The organism is Rothia sp. HMSC072B04 (assembly GCF_001813725.1).
Taxonomy (GTDB): domain Bacteria; phylum Actinomycetota; class Actinomycetes; order Actinomycetales; family Micrococcaceae; genus Rothia; species Rothia mucilaginosa.
This window is the reverse complement of record NZ_KV813803.1, coordinates 1-17431: the sequence shown is the minus strand read 5'-3', so window position 1 is coordinate 17431 and position 17431 is coordinate 1. Positions and strand designations below refer to the sequence as shown.

The window sequence follows — 17431 nt, the reverse complement described above, 5'->3', positions numbered from 1 at the left end:
TGGTGAAGGCGATATGATTAACCCATGACTGAGAACAACGAGAAGAGCACCGAAGCTCAGAAGACTGACCACCGCAGCACCCCCAAGGCGTCTGCGTTCACCGAATTCATTGCCGCAAACTGGGCACCTGCCGAAGATGACGGCTACACCCGCGAGCCCGTAGCAGACTACGCAGCTGAGCGCCGCGCCAAGATCTCCAAGGCATTCCCCGGCGAGCGCCTCGTCCTGCCCGCAGGCCCGCTGAAGGTCCGCTCCAACGACTGCGACTACCGCTTCCGCCCCCACTCGGCGTTTGCGCACCAGACCGGTCTGGGCATCGACCACGAGCCCGACGCCGTGCTGGTCTTCGAGCCCGTCGAAGAGGGCACCGGCGACAACGGTTCCAACCACGAAGTAACCCTGTACTTCCGCCCGCTGGCTGGCCGCGACACCGCAGAGTTCTACGCGGATGCACGTTACGGCGAGTTCTGGGTTGGCCCCCGCCCCACCCTGAAGGAGTTCTCCGAGCGTTACGGTCTGCGTACCCGCGACCTGTCCGAGCTTGAGGTTGCTATCACCAAGAACGCCGGCAACCAGGGCCTGGGCGGCGTGAACATCCGCCTGGTCCGCAACGTTGACCCGGCTGTTGACGCGCTGGTTGACACCTCCCGCTACAACACCGGCGTGGAGCTGGAGCAGGCTGACAAGCTGGACTCCGAGCTTGCCGTGGCTCTCTCCGAGGCTCGCCTGATCAAGGACGCTATCGAGGTTGAGAACCTGCAGCGTTCCGTTGACCTGACCGTCAAGGGCTTCGAAGAGGTCGTGCGCGAGCTGCCTAAGGCTGTTGCGCACCACCGCGGCGAGCGCGTCGTTGAGACCGCGTTCTTCTCCGTGGCACGTACCGACGGTAACGACCTGGGCTACGACACCATCGCAGCGTGCGGTAACAACGCAACCATCCTGCACTGGATCCGTAACAACGGCACCGTCGATGACGGCAAGCTGCTGCTGCTGGACGCAGGCGTTGAGGACGACACCCTGTACACCGCAGACGTGACCCGCACCTTCCCCGTGAACGGTAAGTTCACCGAGGTTCAGGCGAAGGTCTACAACGCTGTGCTGGACGCAGCTGACGCCGCGTTCGAGGTGGCTAAGCCGGGCCGTAAGTTCCACGAGATTCACGACGCCGCGATGGAGGTTCTGGCTCACCGTCTGGAAGAGTGGGGCCTGCTGCCGGTTTCTGCCGAGGTTTCCCTCACCATTGAGGGCGGTCAGCACCGCCGCTGGATGCCGCACGGCACCAGCCACCACCTGGGCCTGGACGTGCACGACTGCGCGCAGGCTAAGGCTGAACTGTACATGTGGGCTGAGCTGGAGCCGGGCATGGTCTTCACCATTGAGCCGGCGCTGTACTTCAAGGAAGAGGACATGTCCATTCCCGAGGAGTACCGCGGTATCGGTATCCGCCTGGAGGACGACGTGCTCTGCACCGAGGACGGCAACGTGAACATGTCCGCTGCCCTGCCCCGCACCGTTGAGGGCATTGAGGAGTGGATGGCGAAGCTCTCCAAGGAGGCGTAACCATTCCCGCCGGGATGTACCGGCTAGTACGGTCTGACGACAATGCGTAGCGAAAGCCCCTCACCGATTCGTTCGGTGAGGGGCTTTCGCATGTCTTCTATATGCTCTTCTATGCCTGTTTCCCGCCGTTAGGGGCGGCTACTGCCGCCGCTGGTGGTGGAGGTTATTCGGAGTCCTGCGAGGACTTATCGTGCAGGCCCTGCGGGCGCGGGGTCGGACGCTGCGGCTTGGGCTGAATCAGCTTCGCGTATTCTTCCGGATCGTCCACGCGCAGACCGAAACGCTGAGCCGGACGCTTCTGCGGCTCTGCCTTCTGGGCGGTGGTGTTCTGTTCGGTTGCCTGGTCGGTGTTTGCCTGTTCCGGCGCGGAAGTCTGAGCGGGCTGAACAGTCTGCGTAGGCTGGGTGGGCGCGGGCATGTTCTGCGCCGCGCTCTGAGCCACCGCATCCTGCGCGGAAGTATCACGCTCGGGCAGGTTCTGGTTCGGTGCCGGCTGGCTACCCGCCTGTGCACGGTACGAGGGTGCCTTCGGGGCGCCGGTCGGAACCGGGGCGCCGTTCATCGAGACGGTGCTCTGAGCGGCACGCGCCTGCGACGCCTCCGGAGCCGCCGCCGCACGTGCAGCCGCAACCGCCGCCGAGAAGCGAGGGTGCGCACCCAGTACGCGGCGTGCATCCTGAGCGTACTCCGGCAGGGCGTACATCACGGTACGGGAGGGAATCGCCTCGGTACGCATTGGGTAGCGGCCCCCGTGAGAGCGGCGCAGAACGTACATCTGCCAGAGCACAAACACCGCGACCGACAGCGGCACGTACTTGAGCGCCTCAGAGATAAAAGAGTCACCGGCAAGGGTCATCAGCACCGAAAACACCAGGCCAATCACCGCGCCCTGAATCGCCGCAGAAATCAGGGCACGACCATAACCGGGCTGCACCGGGTACTCCACCTGGCGGATACCGTCATTGACCAGGTACAGTGCCGTGACCGGGTAATCCTGCTCGCTGAGTACATCAAAAGCGGCGAGCGCATCATCGTGACGGACGAAGGAGGCGATCGCTTCACCGGCGGGTAGGGGCTTGCCCTGAGCCTGCGCCAGGCGCGACGCCAAGTACGAAGAAGGCGGGGTCGAGGGAATATTCGGCAGGTTAGAAGTCATGGCTCCTATTCTACCGCCCGGCAAAAACAGGCAGGGGTGAGTCGGTCAGCGCTCTCCCCCGGCGTAGAGCCCCGTATAAAGCCCACTACCAAGCCCCGCATCAAGCCCAGTGTAGAAAGAATGTAAAGGGCACGTAGAGGCAGCGTCAACGGGGCGTATGAACGACTGTTCAAATAGGCCCCTCAAAGTGCGAATCCCCGCGGTGGAGCGTACCCTAGAGAGGTGAGCAATTCGAAGTTCAGCACCCCCAGCAAGATTTACATTGCCCGCCTTTTGGGCCTCGACGTTTTTGACCCCTTCGGTGACCGCCTCGGCCGTCTCCGAGACGTCGTCGTGCTCAAACGTGGCCTGGGCGCGTCCATTGCGGGCGCCCGCCCCGCCAAGGGCACCGAACCTATTGTTGTCGGCATCATCGTTGAGGTGCTCGGCAAGAAGCGTGTGTTCATGCCCATGACCCGTGTGCGAAGTATCGACGCTTCACAGATTATTTCGACCGGCCTGGTGAACCTGCGCCGCTTCGAACAGCGCAACTCTGAGACCCTCATCGTCGGTGAGCTTTTTGACCGCCGCGTGCGCCTGCTCGACGGCAGCGGCGACGCCGTCATTGAGGACGTCGCGATTGAGCAGCGCCGCAACGGCGACTGGGGCGTGACCGAGCTGTTCGTCTCCCGCGTCAGCTCCGGCTCGAGCACATGGCGCCGCCGCTCCAAGGAGACCCTCATCGTCGACTGGGACGAGGCCCTGCTCTCCACCGATGTGGAACCGCAGGCGGCAACCGCGTTCGTGGCAAACCACGAAAACTCCAAGCCCGCCGACCTTGCGGACGCCATCCACGAGATGAGCGATAAGCGCATGGTCGAAATCGCCGCCGAACTGCAGGATGAACGCCTCGCGGACGTTCTGCAGGAGCTGCCCGCAGAGGACCAGGTGCAGATTCTCTCGCACCTGGACGACGAGCGTGCCGCGCAGGTCCTCGAAGAGATGGAACCGGACGACGCCGCCGACCTCCTCATCGAGCTGGACGACGCCCAGCGTGAAAAGCTGCTCGAACTCATGGAACCCGACGAAGCAGACGACGTGCGTCGACTGCTCGAATACGACGAAGGTACCGCCGGTTCGCTCATGAACCCCGTGCCGATTATCCTCTCCCCTGAGGCGACCGTCGCGGAGGCGCTCGCGCACATCCGCGCCGAAGAGATTCCTCCGGCGATGGCGGCTGCCGTCATGGTGACCCGCCCGCCCCTGGAAACCCCGACCGGCAAGTACCTGGGCCTGGTGCACATGCAGAAGCTGCTGCGTGTGCCGCCGAGCGAGCCGATCGGCCACATCCTCGACACCGACACTGAGCCGGTCTCTGACCAGGCTAGTTTGGAAGAGCTGGCACGCGTGCTGGCAACCTACGACCTGACCATCGTTCCCATTGTGAACGAATCGCACCGCCTGGTAGGCGCAGTGACCATCGACGACGTGCTCGATGCGCTCCTGCCCGAAGACTGGCGCACTTACGATGATGGAACTCCCGTACGAAAGGTAGGACGACGCTTTGCCTGAATCGAACCGCCGCGACGCAAACCGTACCGAAGAGAACCCCCGCATCGATAAGGCGCGCATCCTCAAGGACCGCCTTGAGAAGAAGTACGCTGAACGCAACCGCGAGCGCGGCGACTCCCGCCCGCAGCGCAGCGACTCGCAGCTGAGCACCCCCGGCACCCGCAAGCCGAAGCTGTTCGCAAGCCCCAACCCGGACGCTTTCGGCCGCATGACCGAGGGTTTCGCACGCTACATGGGTACCCCGCAGTTTTTGATGTGGATGACCATTTTCTGTGGCGTGTGGCTTGCCTGGAACTCCCTGGCGCCGGAGGAGATGCAGTTCGACCCGCGTAGCCTGAACTTCACCCTGCTGACCCTGATGCTGTCCCTGCAGGCTTCTTACGCTGCTCCCCTGCTGCTGTTGGCGCAGAACCGTCAGGACGACCGCGATCGCGTGGTGGCATCCGAGGACCGTAAGCGTGACCAGCAGAACCTGGAGGAGACCCAGTACCTGACCCGCGAGATTGCTTCGCTGCGTATTGCTCTGCGTGAGGTTGCGACCCGTGACTTCGTCCGTAGCGAGCTGCGTGACATTCTTGAGGAACTGCAGAACATTGCGCAGGAGCAGGAGCGTCACGCCGAGCAGCTGCAGGACATCAGTGAGGACATTGAGGACCTTGAGGAGGCTATCGACGATATCGATATCTCCGAGGGCGAGGAAAAGGACGCTGAGGAGCAGGAGGCTGAGGATAAGAACTCTGGGGGCAAGAGCCCTGAAGGCACCGAGAACGGTACCGAGCAGGCTTCTGACAAGGCTGAACGCCCCGCGAAGGACTCCGCACAGGATCCCCACCGAGGCGATTTGAGCCAGCCTCAGAGCCGCGAATCCCAGCAGGCACAGCAGCAGGCAGAGCGCACCCGTGAGGGAGGCGCCCGTGACCGCTAATTCGCCCCTGCAGGATGCGCTCTACGCGGCACTTGCCCGCGTCGAGGATCCCGAACTGCACCGCCCCATTACGGAGCTGGGCATGGTGGAGACTGCGCTCGTGCATCCTGAACTGGATGAGCACGGTGAGCCGATTCCCGGCCGTCACTGGGCTGAGGTCACGGTGCTACTCACCATTGAGGGTTGCCCGCTGAAGAACACCATCGAGCAGCAGGTTCGTGACGCCGCCGCCACTGTTGAGGGTATCGAGCGTGTGCAACTGCAGGTGGGTGCGATGAACCCGCAGCAGCGTTCCGCTCTGCGTTCGATGCTCAAGCCGGAGCGTTCCAACCCGTTTACCGCACCCGGTTCGCTGACCCGCGTGTTCGGTGTGGTGTCCGGTAAGGGCGGTGTGGGCAAGTCCTCCATGACCGCGAATCTTGCCGCCGCGTTCGCTTCGCGCGGGCTTGCGGTGGGCATTATTGACGCGGATGTGCACGGCTTCTCCATCCCGGGTCTGCTGGGTATTACCGACGCCCCGACCCGCCTGGATGACCTGATTCTTCCGCCGACCGTGGATGTGCCCGCCCCCGCCCAGCGTTGGGGTGAGCAGAAGGTCAGCGGCGGCTTTATTCGCGTGATTTCTATCGGCATGTTCCTCAAGGGCAACGAGCCGGTGGCGTGGCGCGGCCCCATGCTACACCGTGCCCTGGAGCAGTTCATCATGGATGTGCACTTCGGCGCCCTGGATGTGTTGCTGCTCGATTTGCCGCCCGGCACCGGCGATATTGCCATCTCCATGGCTCAGCTGTTGCCGAATGCGGAGCTGGTGCTCATTTCCACCCCGCAACACGCCGCGGTGGATGTGGCGGAGCGTGCCGGTACCCTGAGCTTGCAGACCGGTCAGAAGGTCGTGGGCGTGGTGGAGAACATGGCTGCCATGACCCTGCCGGACGGTACCGTGCTCGACATGTTCGGTTCTGGCGGCGGTCAGGTGCTCGCTGAGCGTCTTTCGGAGGCGCTCTCCTACCCGGTACCGCTGCTCGGTTCCGTCCCGCTGGATGTGAACCTGCGTACCGGCGGCGACGAGGGCACCCCGGTGGTCTGGAGCCACCCGGACTCCCCCACCGCCGAAGAGATTCAGTCCATCGCCTCGCAGTTGCTGCAGTCGGGCGAGTCGCGGGCGGGTCAGAGCCTGCCGCTCTTTGTCTAAAGATTGAGCATCTAGAAGCTGACGGCAAAAGCTGAGAACAGAAAGAACCCCGCACCATCACGGTGCGGGGTTCTTTCGTTTCAAAATCTTAGGTGGCGTCCACGTCGAAGGGGGCGTATGCGCCTCGCGGAAGAGCACGGCTCTCCGACTTTTCCTTCTCCTTCAGCAGCGCCTCTTCACGTTCCCTCGCCTCACGCTCACGCTCGGCGTCATCCTCAGCGAACGCCTGCTTCACAATCACGCGCGGATCGTACTGGCGGGGGTCGTACTGGCGCCAGTTAATATCTTCCAGGCCCGTCTCGCCCAGGGCTTCCTTGAAGTCGTCCTTCGCGTCAAACGCCATGCGGCGCACAGTCTTGACGAATTCACGGATCTGTCGGGCGTATTCGGGCATGCGTTCGGGGCCAATCACCACAAACGTGATGATGGCCAAAATAATCAACTCGGTGCCACTAATACCAAACACAGAATATAGATTATCAGTTCCGAGCCAGCACCGCCGAACCCGCGGCGCTTTCTGGACGTGTCTTTAAGCTCTGGACAAGCAGAAGGCGTACGCTACAGCACCGCGGAGGGGCATTGCGCCCACGGCTAAGAACACCACATCAGCGGTTTACGGCGGGTAGTCTCCACCGCCGGGTTAAAACGCTGCGGCTCCAACCGCAGACACGCCCGCCTCCCGAACGCAAAAGACCGCCGGCAGCACACCGGCGATCTCCTGACACAATATTCGGTTTACGGCGGGTAGTTCTCCACCGCCGGGTTAAAACGCTGCGGCTCCAACCGCAGACACGCCCGCCTCCCGAACGCAAAAGACCGCCGGCAGCGCACCGGCGGTCTCCAGTCACGATATTCGGTTTACGGCGGATAATCTCCACCGCCGGGGAGCTGCTTCCAATGCCACAGCCAGCCAACCCAGCCCCACTGCGCACACGCACCCGCCACCAACAACGCCCAACGATACGCCCGCGAACGGCTCGCCGCCACCACCACAATCACCAGCGGAAACAACGGCAACAACAGACGGAACGTCGACGACTGCGGATTCAAAAACAGAATCAAATACGCAAAATAGCTCAGGCACCACAGGTTCAACGGAGCCGCCAAAACCCTACGCGCCAGAGGGCTCAAACACAAAGCAATAAAACCCAAAATCAGCAGAGTCAGCAACACCGGAGCCACATACCCAAAGTACAGGTAACCCTGCGACAGCCACGGCTGAATCGGCGCCAAATGGGTACCGCGCCACGCCGTCTCCGTGGCGGTATACGCATCCATACGGCCCGTAGCCCACCACGCAATCGCAGGCCACACCAGCGCACACGCACACACTACCAAGGCGCTGACCAGCTGCCCCAGATGGCGCACAAACGCCGTGCCCATACCCGACTGGCGGCTCGAACGCACCCAGCACGCAAACCACCACAGGCCGGCAGCCGCGCCCAGGGGCACACCCACCGGGCGGGACAGGCACGCCAACGCCGCCACAGGAACCAGCAGGCCGTAGCGTCCCTGAACCAGGCACAGCAGCGCACCGGCAAGGAACACCAGGTTCAGCGACTCCGCATACGGAACCTGAAGCACCGGCGCCACCGGCAAGAACGACACCAACGCCACAGCCCACATGGACAGCGCAGAAGGCGACTCCTCACTCTTGAAACCGGCCACCTTCAACGACGCCTCAAACAGCAGGTAAATCACCCACGCCGCCGCAAAACCGGCAAGCAGAGCAACCGTCGCCGCCACCGGGTAGTACCCGATGCCCGTCGCATGGCTAATAGCACCGGAAAGCTGCGGGAAAATCGGGTAAAAAGCCCACTGATTCTGCTGAACCACGCCAGCCGCGTCCACCGGCAGCTCACTCGGGTAACCCTGTACCGCAATCTGCTCATACCAGCCGGCATCCCAGATGCTAATGAACGACAGGTAATCCAGGTGCTGACCCCACGGGCTGCGCAACTGTTGCTGACCGACCACGGCAAACACGATGAAGCCCCATACTCGGGACAGACCGTAAATCAGCAGTACCGACAGCCACGCGGGCAGGGCACGCAGACGCTGCCCCACCCGGTGCAGGCGCTCACCGGCGGCGGTGTACGCCCAGGTCAGAAGCTCATCAAAAGACTCGCTCCGTTCCTCGCCGGAGGCGGGGGTGGCGGCACCCTGCGCAGGAGAATACGCGGGGGAATCACTATTACGTTCAGGCGAAACACTCACGGGCGTTAGTTCCCCTCAGCCTGCGGGTTCTTCCGCTTCTCCACAAAGTCATGCGCGCTCAAGGTGCTCTCCGCATCATCAGCCAGGGGAACCGCACCGCGGCGAACCGGCTCAGCGGCAGCGACGTTAGCATCAGCAGATTCTGCGGTCGAAGCAGCAGACTCAGCGGCGGGTGCGTTCTCGTGTGTCTTGTCCTCTTCGGGTGCACCGACGAGAGGAGCGATAAAGCTCAAATCCTCCACACGGTCAAAGGTGCCCAAACCATCACGGCCCACACCGCTGAAGAACGCGGCACCGGGCACGGCACGCTCACCGGAGAGCGCCACAACGGAGAGCACCGCAATGCCCAAAATCAGCAGGGCAAGCAGAATCAGAAGAAAGTTCATGTCAATCTCATATCATGCAGGACCGTCAACCCCTGACGGTCACCTAAATTCAAATAGTAGCGCCAGCACCGGCAGAATCAGCGTCGCGGCTAGTCCTCGTCGCGGTCGCTGAGCAGCCAGGCACGCAAATCTGCGTGGCAGCGGGTCAGCTGGCTAAAGCTCACGTGTTCGTTATCGGTGTGAGCCAGCAGAGCGTCACCGGGGCCGAAGTTCACCGCGGGAATACCGATCTCGCTCAGGCGCGCCACGTCCGTCCAACCGTACTTCGGCTGAGGCTTCTGCCCCACCGCCTCAATCAGGGAAGCCGCCAGCGGGGTGTCCAGTCCGGGGCGTGCCGCCGGGGAAAGATCCACAAAATCCAGCTCGTATCCGGCGAAGACCTCACGCACGTGGGCGACCGCCTCATCCAGGGTCTTATCCGGGGCAAAACGGTAGTTCACGTGCATTGCCGCCGCGTCAGGAATCACGTTACCGGCAACGCCACCAGAAATCTGCACCGCATTCAGACCCTCACGATAGTCCAGGCCCTCCACCGCGATGGTCTTCGGCTCGTAGGAGGCGAGCGCCGCCAACGCCGGTGCCAGGGCGTGAATTGCGTTCTCGCCGTGCCATGCACGTCCCGAGTGGGCGGCAAGGCCGCGGGTGCGCACGAAGAAACGCATGGTGCCGTTGCAGCCGCCCTCAATGGTGCCGTTGGTCGGTTCAAGTAGCACGCCGAAGTCTGCGTCAGTGATGAGCTCACCGTGGTTGCGGATCAGACGCGCCAGGCCGGAGAGCTCGCTGGCGACCTCTTCGTTGTCGTAGAAGATATAGGTCAGGTTGTAGTCGGTGTCCTGCGCGGTCAGTTCGGCGGCAAGTTTCAACTGGACCGCCACGCCGCCCTTCATATCGGTTGCGCCGCGGCCGTAGAGCACGTACCCGTCCTCTTCTTCACGCACCGTGGACGGCACGGTACCCGGGGAACCCTCAACGGTGGGCAAGGGCACGGTATCCAGGTGACCGGCAAGAATAATGCGGGTGCGTTCCCCCTCAGCGCCGGGTAGCGGCGGGAACTCGGTGCGGGCGATAATGGCGTCCCCGTCACGGGTCAGGTGCAGGTGCGGGCAGAACGACAGCGCCATGTGCACGGCGTCAGCAATTGGCTGCTCATTGCCGGAAACCGACTCGTAATCCAGCAGGGCACGCGTCAGCTCAGGCATGGACACGTCCAGGTTCAGGGGCGGCTGCGGTACAGGGTGAAGCTCAGAGTTCTTGGGGGAAACGCTCATCCTTCCACCTTACAGGTTCGCCCGCGCTCACACCCACGCCCTCAACGCCCATATCGAGCATATGAGACGGTCTTGAAGGGGCTCTAACCCCCAAAACTATAATGGATGGCATGTCTGAAAACACTCCCCGTTACGCCTCCGGTGTCGCCCTGGTCAATGTTGTCGTCTCTGGCGAGCACGCCGGCACCGTCCTGGATGCGTGGTTCCCCGCTCCCTCCCTCACCCAGACCCCCGACCTGTCCATCGCGGACGAGCTGGAAGACCTGGCCGTTGAGCATCCGGCGCGCAATGCCCGCACCGAGGTGCGTACCGCCTCCATCAACCTGGATGAGGCACCCGAAGATGCGGTCGACGCGTACCTGCGTCTGCACCTGCTCTCGCACACTCTGGTTCGTCCCAACGAGCTGAACCTGGAGGGCTTGTTCGGCACCCTGGCGAATGTTGCGTGGACCAACCACGGCCCGGTGCTTGCCACCGAGTTCCAGAAGCTGGCGATTGGTCTGCGCAAGCTGGGCAACCTGAGCGTGAGCCACATTGATAAGTTCCCGCGCCTGGTGGATTACGTGGTTCCCGCCGGCGTGCGCATTGGCGACGGTGATCGCCTGCGCCTGGGTGCGCACCTGGCGTCCGGCACGACCGTGATGCACGAGGGCTTCGTGAACTTCAACGCCGGCACCCTGGGCACCTCCATGGTTGAGGGCCGTATTTCTCAGGGCGTTGTGGTGGGCGACGGCTCGGATGTGGGTGGCGGCGCCTCCACGATGGGTACCCTCTCCGGTGGTGGCACTCAGCGCGTATCCATTGGTGAGCGTTCTCTGCTGGGTGCGGAGTCCGGTATCGGTATTGCCCTGGGTGATGACTGCGTGGTTGAGGCTGGCCTGTATGTGACCGCTGGTTCGCGCGTGAGTGTTCTGCTGCCCGGTCAGGAGGCGCGCGTGGTGAAGGCTGCGGAGCTGTCCGGCGTGTCGAACCTGCTGTTCCGCCGCAATTCGATCAGCGGCGCGATTGAGGTTCTGCCGCGTGCAAAGAACACCGTGGAGCTGAACGAGGCGCTCCACCTGAACTAATCTGCACCTGGACTAGCGCTGATTGCCCTTGCGAACGTTGGGGGTCGGCCCGCGAACTTTAGGGATCGGCTTTAGGGGTCGGCTTTAGGGGTCGGGATGTGTGAAGCATCCCGGCCCCTTTTCTGTGCCCTGTGCTCCCTCTCCGCCGCTCTCATACCCGGGCGCACATCCGCGCGGTCTACGATGACCGTTTTCAGGGCGAGCTACTAGGGCTTTCGTTAGGCTGGTAGTACCGGGTACAGCGCACCCGCCACGACAGACCACTTGTACAGTTCAGAGAGGAACTCAGATGCCCGAATCAACTAAGTCAGAGTCGACGATGAGCGAAACCTACCGGCACTTTACGCGCCTCTTCCCCTACCCGCACGAGCGTATTCCGGCGAGTACCCCGGCAGCTGACGCTATGACTCGTTACGATGAGCTGGCTGAGCGCGGGCGCGCGGAGGGTTTCGTCCCCTTCTTCCTGAATCTGAACGACACGGTGCTTGAGAGCATGGTGATTGCGGTGTCCCTTGAGCACGACATCATTGACGATGTTGAGACTCTCACCCCCGAGCAGGTGAGCGCCTACACTCGTGCTGTTCTTGGGCGTTACCGTGCCGCCCGAGGCGGCACCTCCGCCGAAGAGTACGGCAGCGCCGCCATTGCTCAGCAGCTGCGCCGGGTTATGGACGATGGCGAAGAGGCTAACGAGGACGACCCGGACGACTTCAACCTCAACAAACTTATGGGCGAGTTTATGAGCTCCGATTTTCTGCCCGATGAGGAACCCGAAGATGACGCCCCGTGCCTTTGTGCTCTGCTCCGCTATGAGCTTGTGGATGAGGAGGATAAAGGCGAGATGCTCCTGCTGCAGATTCCGACCGATGACCCCGCCGATATTCCCGCATACCTGCCCTTCGGCGGCTGGAATGACTGCCCGGACGCTGAAACGCAGCTGGCGTTCACCCACTACTGGCGTGAAAAGTACGGTGCCATCCCGGCGGCTCTTGACGGTGCTGACTGCCTGGAGTTTCTGGTGGAACGCCCCGTCACCGACCCGGTGGAGGCGAAGAATCTGGCGGTCGAGCAGTTCGCGTTTTGTTCTGATCTTCCGTTCCAGGTGTTTGAAGATGTTGAGCAGCTGGCGGAGTTTATTCACCAGAGCCGCCAGTGGTATTTCTGGTGGGATTAGCTGCGGGTGATAAAGCCAGGTGGGGGCGAGTGTCGACACACCTAAATAACGCCTCCCACGTGCTCACACCAGAGTGCACAAGCGCACAGTGTCCCGCAGTACTTACACCCCGTGCACAGCTGTACTATTAGATACAGCTCAACAGCTTTTGTCCCCCATCCGGAGCGCTTTTTCCGGATATATAAAGCCCGAAAGGACATCATGAAGGTACTCGTTACCGGCGGCGCCGGCTACATCGGTTCCCACACTGTACTTGAACTGCTCAAGGCAGGCCACGACGTCGTCGTCATGGATAACCTCGCGAACTCTTCCGAGGAGTCCCTCAAGCGCGTCGCTGAACTCGCTGGCCGCGCCCCCGAGTTCCACAAGGTTGACCTGCTCGACCTCGAAGGTATGAAGGCTCTCTTCAAGCAGGTTCGCCCCGACGCTGTGATTCACTTTGCGGGTCTGAAGGCTGTGGGCGAGTCCGCAGAGAAGCCGCTGTGGTACTACCAGACCAACGTGGCTGGCACCCTGAACCTGCTGTACGCAATGGACGAGGCTGACTGCCACTCCATCGTGTTCTCCTCCTCCGCTACCGTGTACGGTGAGCCCGAGTCCATGCCTCTGATCGAGAAGATGAACATGGATGCGCAGTCCTGCTACGGCCGCACCAAGGAGCACATTGAGGACATGCTGGTTGACCTGGCTGCGTCCGATTCCAAGTGGAACATTGCTCTGCTGCGTTACTTCAACCCCGTTGGTGCGCACGAGTCCGGCCGTATCGGCGAGGACCCGGCGGGTATCCCGAACAACCTGGTGCCCTTCATCGCGCAGGTTGCTGTGGGCCGCCGCGAGCACCTGAACGTGTTCGGTAACGACTACCCGACCGTTGACGGTACCGGCGTGCGCGACTACATCCACGTGGTTGACCTGGCTGACGGCCACCTGAAGGCGCTGAACTACATTACTGAGCACGGCGGCCTGCACACCTGGAACCTGGGTACCGGTAACGGCTACTCAGTTCTGCAGGTTCTGCACGCGTTCGAGGAGGCGTGCGGTAAGGAGCTGCCGTACAAGATTGTGGATCGTCGCCCCGGTGACGTTGCGGTCTCTTACGCTGATCCTTCCTCTGCTCTGGCGGATCTGGGTTGGAGCGCTAGCCGCGATATTAAGACCATGGTTCGCGACCACTGGAACTGGCAGAAGAACAACCCCAACGGTTACGAAGCCTAAGCTGTTTTAGCCCCTTGTGAGGGGTGTTGAAGAGTGCCCGATAGGTGTTATCTCACCTATCGGGCACTTTTTTGCGCTTTTTTCGAAATTTTTACCAAGTCGTGACTACCTCCCCAAAGGCGTTTGACACCTCGTGAGTGCGTAGAGAAAGGGAAGAATATATTCCCTAGTCAGAGCCTTTTGTGAAGATGGGGTGTTTTTTACCCATATTTTTACGTCAAAAATACTATAACTATGCATTCATGCTTAAAAATTCACATTGCTTACCCAGTAAAGTGAATATTTTGCAGACAGGAAACCGTCTGAGGCGTAAGCTGAAAACTCAGCATACAGACAACCCGCATCATAGACGCACCTCACGTGAAAGGGTTCAAAATGTCCGCACAGGCAGCTCCCGAAGCGCAGAAAAACCTCATCGAAATCGCCAACGTCAACAAGTACTACGGCACCAACCACGTTCTGAAGAACATCAATCTTTCCGTGGGAAAAGGTGAGGTCGTCGTCCTCCTCGGCCCCTCCGGTTCCGGCAAATCCACCCTCTGCCGAACCATCAACCGCCTCGAAACTATCACCAGCGGATCCATCACCATTGACGGACAAGAACTACCCGAAGAAGGCCGCGCACTCGCCAAGCTCCGCGCCGAAGTCGGCATGGTTTTCCAGTCCTACAACCTCTTCGCGCACAAGAACATCCTCGATAACGTAACCCTTGGGCCCCGCCGAATCCGCAAAATGTCCAAGTCAGAGGCAGAAGCAGAAGCCATGAACCTGCTCGCGAAGGTCGGTGTGGATTCCCAGGTGCACAAGATGCCCGCAGAGCTTTCCGGCGGTCAGCAGCAGCGCGTCGCCATCGCCCGTGCACTCGCCATGAAGCCCAAGGTCATGCTCTTCGACGAACCCACCAGCGCGCTCGACCCCGAAATGGTCAACGAGGTGCTCGACACCATGGTCTCCCTCGCGAGGGAAGGCATGACCATGATCGTGGTGACCCACGAGATGGGTTTTGCCCGCAAGGCGGCAGACCGCATCGTCTTCCTTGCCGACGGCGAGATCATCGAAGAGGCGCACCCGGACGAGTTCTTCACCAACCCGAAGAGCGAGCGCGCCAAGGACTTCCTCTCCAAGATCATCAACCACTAAAGCAGAGGGACCGACATGCAAAAATATTCACGTAGGCTCGCGGCACTCGCCGCAGCAGCATCCCTCGCTCTGACCGGCGTCCTCGCCGGATGCTCCAGCGCAGACAGCGACCACAAGATCCGCATCGGCATCAAAGTAGACCAGCCCGGCCTCGGTTACCAGGACGGCAACACCTACACCGGCTTCGACGTGGAGGTGGCACGCTACGTCGCCGGTAAGCTCGGCTACTCCGAAGAGCAGATTGAGTTCGTCGAATCCCCCGCCGCTAACCGCGAAAACATGCTCAACACCGGTCAGGTAGACATGATTTTTGCGACCTACTCCATCTCTGAAAGCCGCAAGAAGACCGTGGACTTCGCCGGCCCCTACTACACGGCTGGTCAGGACCTGCTCGTGCGTGCCGATAACACCGATATTCACGGCCCGGACGACCTCAACGGCAAGAACCTCTGCTCCGTCACCGGCTCCACCAGCGCCCAGAAGGTGCAGGACAAGTTCGCCAAGAACGTGAACCTGGTCAAGCAGAACAGCTACTCCGACTGCGTGGTCGCCCTCAACGGCGGCGTGGTGGACGCCGTCACCACCGACGACATTACCCTCGCCGGTCTGGCAGCCACCAAAGCGAACAAGGGCAAGCTGAAAGTGGTCGGCTCCCCCTTCACGACCGAACGCTACGGCGTGGGTCTGCCCAAGGGCACTGACAAGTGCGAAGCCGTGAACAACGCCATCAACGAGATGGTTGCCGACGGTACCTGGGAGAAGCTCATCACCAAGTACACCGAAGGCACCGGCTACCACTACAACACCGAAACCAACCCGCCGCACCTGGGCACCTCCTGCGCCTAGGCCTCTAGAGAGGTTCACGAATGTCATTCTTTGACCAACTCGGCACCCTCCTGTCCAAGTACGATGTGGTTGGCGCCTTCATGACCAATATTCAGCTGACCTTCTGGGCGGCTCTTGGCTCGTTCGTTCTCGGTACTGTGCTGGCGCTCATGCGCATCAGCCCCGTCCCGTCCCTGCGCTGGGTGGGCACCGCCTATGTGCATACTGTCCGTAATACTCCGCTCACCATCATGATGACTTTCGCCATTTTGGGTGTGTGGACGCAGTTCCAGCTCTCCTTCTCGCACGATTTCGACACGAACTTCTTCGTGTACGCGGTCATTGCCCTGTCGATTTACCATTCGGCGTTTATCTGCGAGGCGATCCGTTCGGGTGTGAACACCGTGCCGAAGGGTCAGGCTGAGGCGGCACGCGCTATCGGTCTGGGTTTCTTCGACACCGCCCGCCTGGTGATTTTCCCTCAGGCTCTACGCGGCGCCATTACCCCGCTCGGCAATACTCTGATTGCGTTGACGAAGAACAGCACTGTCGCCTCGGTCGCGTCGGTGGCGGAGGCCTCCGGGCTGATGAAATCCATGATTGAGTTCGACGCGAACATGGTGCTTGCTATCTTCATCATGTTTGCGATGGGCTTTGTCATCATTGTTGTTCCCATTGGTGCGTTGACCACCTGGTCATCCCGTAAGCTGGCGGTGAAGCGATGAAAAACCCTTTTATCAGTAATGACACCCGCGCCGCTTCTTCGGTGCTTTTCGACGAGCCGGGTCCTATCGCGCAGCGTCGTATCCGCATCTTCAACATTGCTGCGGTAGTCCTTTTTGCACTATTTGCGGTGTATGTGCTGACCGTGATGGGTCAGAAGGGGCAGCTGGAGGCAGAAAAGTGGACTGACCTGTTCACCGCCCGCGCCTGGAGCTCCTACTACCTGCCGGGCCTTGCCTCGACCCTGTCGGCGGCAGCGGTTTCGGTGGTTACCTCGGTTGCGTTCGGTGTGGTCTTCGGTATTGCTCGACTCTCCCAGTACCGCGTTATCCGCTGGTTCGGCACCGTGGTGGTAGAGTTCTTCCGCGCCGTGCCGGTGCTGATCATGATGATCTTCTTCTGGCTGTTCTTGGGCAAGTACAGCGGCCTTCCGCCGGCTCAGCTGCCCTTCATCGCCGTGGTGATTGGTCTGACCCTGTACAACGGCTCGGTGATTGCTGAGCTACTGCGTTCGGGCGTGAAGCAACTTCCTCGCGGTCAGGGCGAGGCGGGTCTTGCGATTGGTCTGACCCCGACCCAGACGCTGATTCGGATCCTGCTTCCGCAGGCGTTCACCGCGATGATGCCCTCAATGCTCAGCCAGTTCGTTGTGATTCTGAAGGACACCGCCCTCGGTTACATCATCTCCTACCCGGAGCTGCTCGCTTCGGCGCGCCGCATCGGTTCCGGTGACGGCAACGTGCTGCAGACCCTGATTCTGGCGGCGGCACTCTTCGTGACGGTGAACTTCGTGCTGACGGCTGTAGCAACCGGCATTACGGACAGGCTGGCGTCGCGCACCTCCGCAAAGGTGACCCGAAACCTGATTCCGGACGCTCTGGATAACCCGAACCCGCCGACCGTTCAGATGTTCGTTCTGCCCGGCGACCGCAAGTAACCCTTCTCGTTCGGGCTCCTCAGCCAGCGATTATCAGCAGATACGGCAAAGCCCCCGCACTCCCCTTTTGAACTGCGCCCCGAAACTTGGACGCA

Annotated in this window: 16 protein-coding genes; 11 read left to right on the top strand and 5 right to left on the bottom strand. The window is 61.4% G+C overall.

The window, feature by feature from the left end; genetic code table 11:
- Positions 1–24: 24 nt before the first annotated feature.
- Entirely contained in the window at positions 25–1560 is a 1536-nt protein-coding gene (locus tag HMPREF2928_RS04585) for an aminopeptidase P family protein (protein WP_070687483.1), read from the top strand.
- A gap of 163 nt (positions 1561–1723) precedes the next feature.
- Here HMPREF2928_RS04585 and HMPREF2928_RS04580 read toward each other — a convergent pair whose 3' ends face one another.
- Complete coding sequence (locus HMPREF2928_RS04580) at positions 1724–2716, bottom strand: hypothetical protein (protein ID WP_049346908.1); 993 nt, start codon at positions 2714–2716, stop codon at positions 1724–1726.
- A gap of 222 nt (positions 2717–2938) precedes the next feature.
- Between HMPREF2928_RS04580 and HMPREF2928_RS04575 the strand changes: the two genes are divergently transcribed.
- The 3 genes from HMPREF2928_RS04575 to HMPREF2928_RS04565 are packed head-to-tail and all read left to right on the top strand — an operon-like array spanning position 2939 to position 6384.
- Positions 2939–4267 carry a magnesium transporter MgtE N-terminal domain-containing protein gene (locus HMPREF2928_RS04575; protein WP_049346907.1) on the top strand — a complete coding sequence of 443 codons (1329 nt, stop codon included), beginning with the start codon at positions 2939–2941 and terminating at the stop codon, positions 4265–4267.
- On the top strand, positions 4260–5192 hold the full coding sequence (locus HMPREF2928_RS04570) for a DUF1003 domain-containing protein (protein ID WP_070687482.1): 933 nt from the start codon (positions 4260–4262) through the stop codon (positions 5190–5192). The genes HMPREF2928_RS04575 and HMPREF2928_RS04570 overlap by 8 nt, the downstream gene beginning before the upstream one ends.
- Complete coding sequence (locus HMPREF2928_RS04565; protein ID WP_070687481.1) at positions 5182–6384, top strand: P-loop NTPase; 1203 nt, start codon at positions 5182–5184, stop codon at positions 6382–6384. The genes HMPREF2928_RS04570 and HMPREF2928_RS04565 overlap by 11 nt, the downstream gene beginning before the upstream one ends.
- An 88-nt stretch (positions 6385–6472) precedes the next feature.
- Here HMPREF2928_RS04565 and HMPREF2928_RS04560 read toward each other — a convergent pair whose 3' ends face one another.
- From HMPREF2928_RS04560 to dapE, 4 genes are all read right to left on the bottom strand, one after another.
- Positions 6473–6850, bottom strand: a complete 378-nt coding sequence (locus HMPREF2928_RS04560) for a twin-arginine translocase TatA/TatE family subunit (RefSeq protein ID WP_012903155.1) — start codon at positions 6848–6850, stop codon at positions 6473–6475.
- Between the two features lie 392 nt (positions 6851–7242).
- Positions 7243–8601, bottom strand: a complete 1359-nt coding sequence (locus tag HMPREF2928_RS04555) for a hypothetical protein (RefSeq protein WP_070687480.1) — start codon at positions 8599–8601, stop codon at positions 7243–7245.
- A gap of 5 nt (positions 8602–8606) precedes the next feature.
- The gene (locus HMPREF2928_RS04550) at positions 8607–8987 is read right to left on the bottom strand and encodes a taurine ABC transporter substrate-binding protein (protein WP_070687479.1); all 381 of its coding nucleotides are present in this window, start codon (positions 8985–8987) and stop codon (positions 8607–8609) included.
- An 89-nt stretch (positions 8988–9076) separates the two neighbouring features.
- On the bottom strand, positions 9077–10255 hold the full coding sequence (gene dapE / locus HMPREF2928_RS04545; RefSeq protein WP_070687478.1) for a succinyl-diaminopimelate desuccinylase: 1179 nt from the start codon (positions 10253–10255) through the stop codon (positions 9077–9079).
- A 101-nt stretch (positions 10256–10356) separates the two neighbouring features.
- On the opposite strand from dapE, the gene dapD reads away from it, so the two are divergent.
- The 7 genes from dapD (at position 10357) to HMPREF2928_RS04510 (ending at position 17336) form a co-directional block, all read left to right on the top strand.
- Entirely contained in the window at positions 10357–11322 is a 966-nt protein-coding gene (dapD, locus tag HMPREF2928_RS04540) for a 2,3,4,5-tetrahydropyridine-2,6-dicarboxylate N-succinyltransferase (RefSeq protein WP_070687477.1), read from the top strand.
- A gap of 289 nt (positions 11323–11611) precedes the next feature.
- Positions 11612–12496, top strand: a complete 885-nt coding sequence (locus HMPREF2928_RS04535) for a DUF4253 domain-containing protein (RefSeq protein WP_070687476.1) — start codon at positions 11612–11614, stop codon at positions 12494–12496.
- Positions 12497–12697: 201 nt separating this feature from the next.
- Positions 12698–13711 carry a UDP-glucose 4-epimerase GalE gene (gene galE / locus HMPREF2928_RS04530; RefSeq protein WP_049346894.1) on the top strand — a complete coding sequence of 338 codons (1014 nt, stop codon included), beginning with the start codon at positions 12698–12700 and terminating at the stop codon, positions 13709–13711.
- A gap of 375 nt (positions 13712–14086) precedes the next feature.
- On the top strand, positions 14087–14851 hold the full coding sequence (locus HMPREF2928_RS04525) for an amino acid ABC transporter ATP-binding protein (RefSeq protein WP_049337287.1): 765 nt from the start codon (positions 14087–14089) through the stop codon (positions 14849–14851).
- A 15-nt stretch (positions 14852–14866) separates the two neighbouring features.
- Positions 14867–15697: a glutamate ABC transporter substrate-binding protein gene (locus HMPREF2928_RS04520; protein ID WP_049337285.1), complete on the top strand. Its 831-nt coding sequence runs from the start codon at positions 14867–14869 to the stop codon at positions 15695–15697.
- Positions 15698–15717: 20 nt separating this feature from the next.
- Positions 15718–16401 (top strand): amino acid ABC transporter permease, encoded by a 684-nt coding sequence (locus HMPREF2928_RS04515; RefSeq protein WP_049327621.1) that lies wholly within the window; start codon positions 15718–15720, stop codon positions 16399–16401.
- Entirely contained in the window at positions 16398–17336 is a 939-nt protein-coding gene (locus tag HMPREF2928_RS04510; protein WP_005508486.1) for an amino acid ABC transporter permease, read from the top strand. Before HMPREF2928_RS04515 ends, HMPREF2928_RS04510 begins: the two co-directional genes overlap by 4 nt.
- The last annotated feature ends 95 nt before the right edge of the window (positions 17337–17431 follow it).

Bases quoted from the DNA above. Each gene is read 5' to 3' on its own strand.
- dapE (WP_070687478.1), bottom strand. From the start codon at position 10,255: ATGAGCGTTTCCCCCAAGAACTCTGAGCTTCACCCTGTACCGCAGCCG.
- HMPREF2928_RS04510 (WP_005508486.1), top strand. From the start codon at position 16,398: ATGAAAAACCCTTTTATCAGTAATGACACCCGCGCCGCTTCTTCGGTG.
- HMPREF2928_RS04525 (WP_049337287.1), top strand. From the start codon at position 14,087: ATGTCCGCACAGGCAGCTCCCGAAGCGCAGAAAAACCTCATCGAAATC.
- dapD (WP_070687477.1), top strand. From the start codon at position 10,357: ATGGATGGCATGTCTGAAAACACTCCCCGTTACGCCTCCGGTGTCGCC.
- HMPREF2928_RS04520 (WP_049337285.1), top strand. From the start codon at position 14,867: ATGCAAAAATATTCACGTAGGCTCGCGGCACTCGCCGCAGCAGCATCC.
- HMPREF2928_RS04535 (WP_070687476.1), top strand. From the start codon at position 11,612: ATGCCCGAATCAACTAAGTCAGAGTCGACGATGAGCGAAACCTACCGG.
- HMPREF2928_RS04580 (WP_049346908.1), bottom strand. From the start codon at position 2,716: ATGACTTCTAACCTGCCGAATATTCCCTCGACCCCGCCTTCTTCGTAC.
- HMPREF2928_RS04515 (WP_049327621.1), top strand. From the start codon at position 15,718: ATGTCATTCTTTGACCAACTCGGCACCCTCCTGTCCAAGTACGATGTG.
- HMPREF2928_RS04550 (WP_070687479.1), bottom strand. From the start codon at position 8,987: ATGAACTTTCTTCTGATTCTGCTTGCCCTGCTGATTTTGGGCATTGCG.
- HMPREF2928_RS04585 (WP_070687483.1), top strand. From the start codon at position 25: ATGACTGAGAACAACGAGAAGAGCACCGAAGCTCAGAAGACTGACCAC.
- galE (WP_049346894.1), top strand. From the start codon at position 12,698: ATGAAGGTACTCGTTACCGGCGGCGCCGGCTACATCGGTTCCCACACT.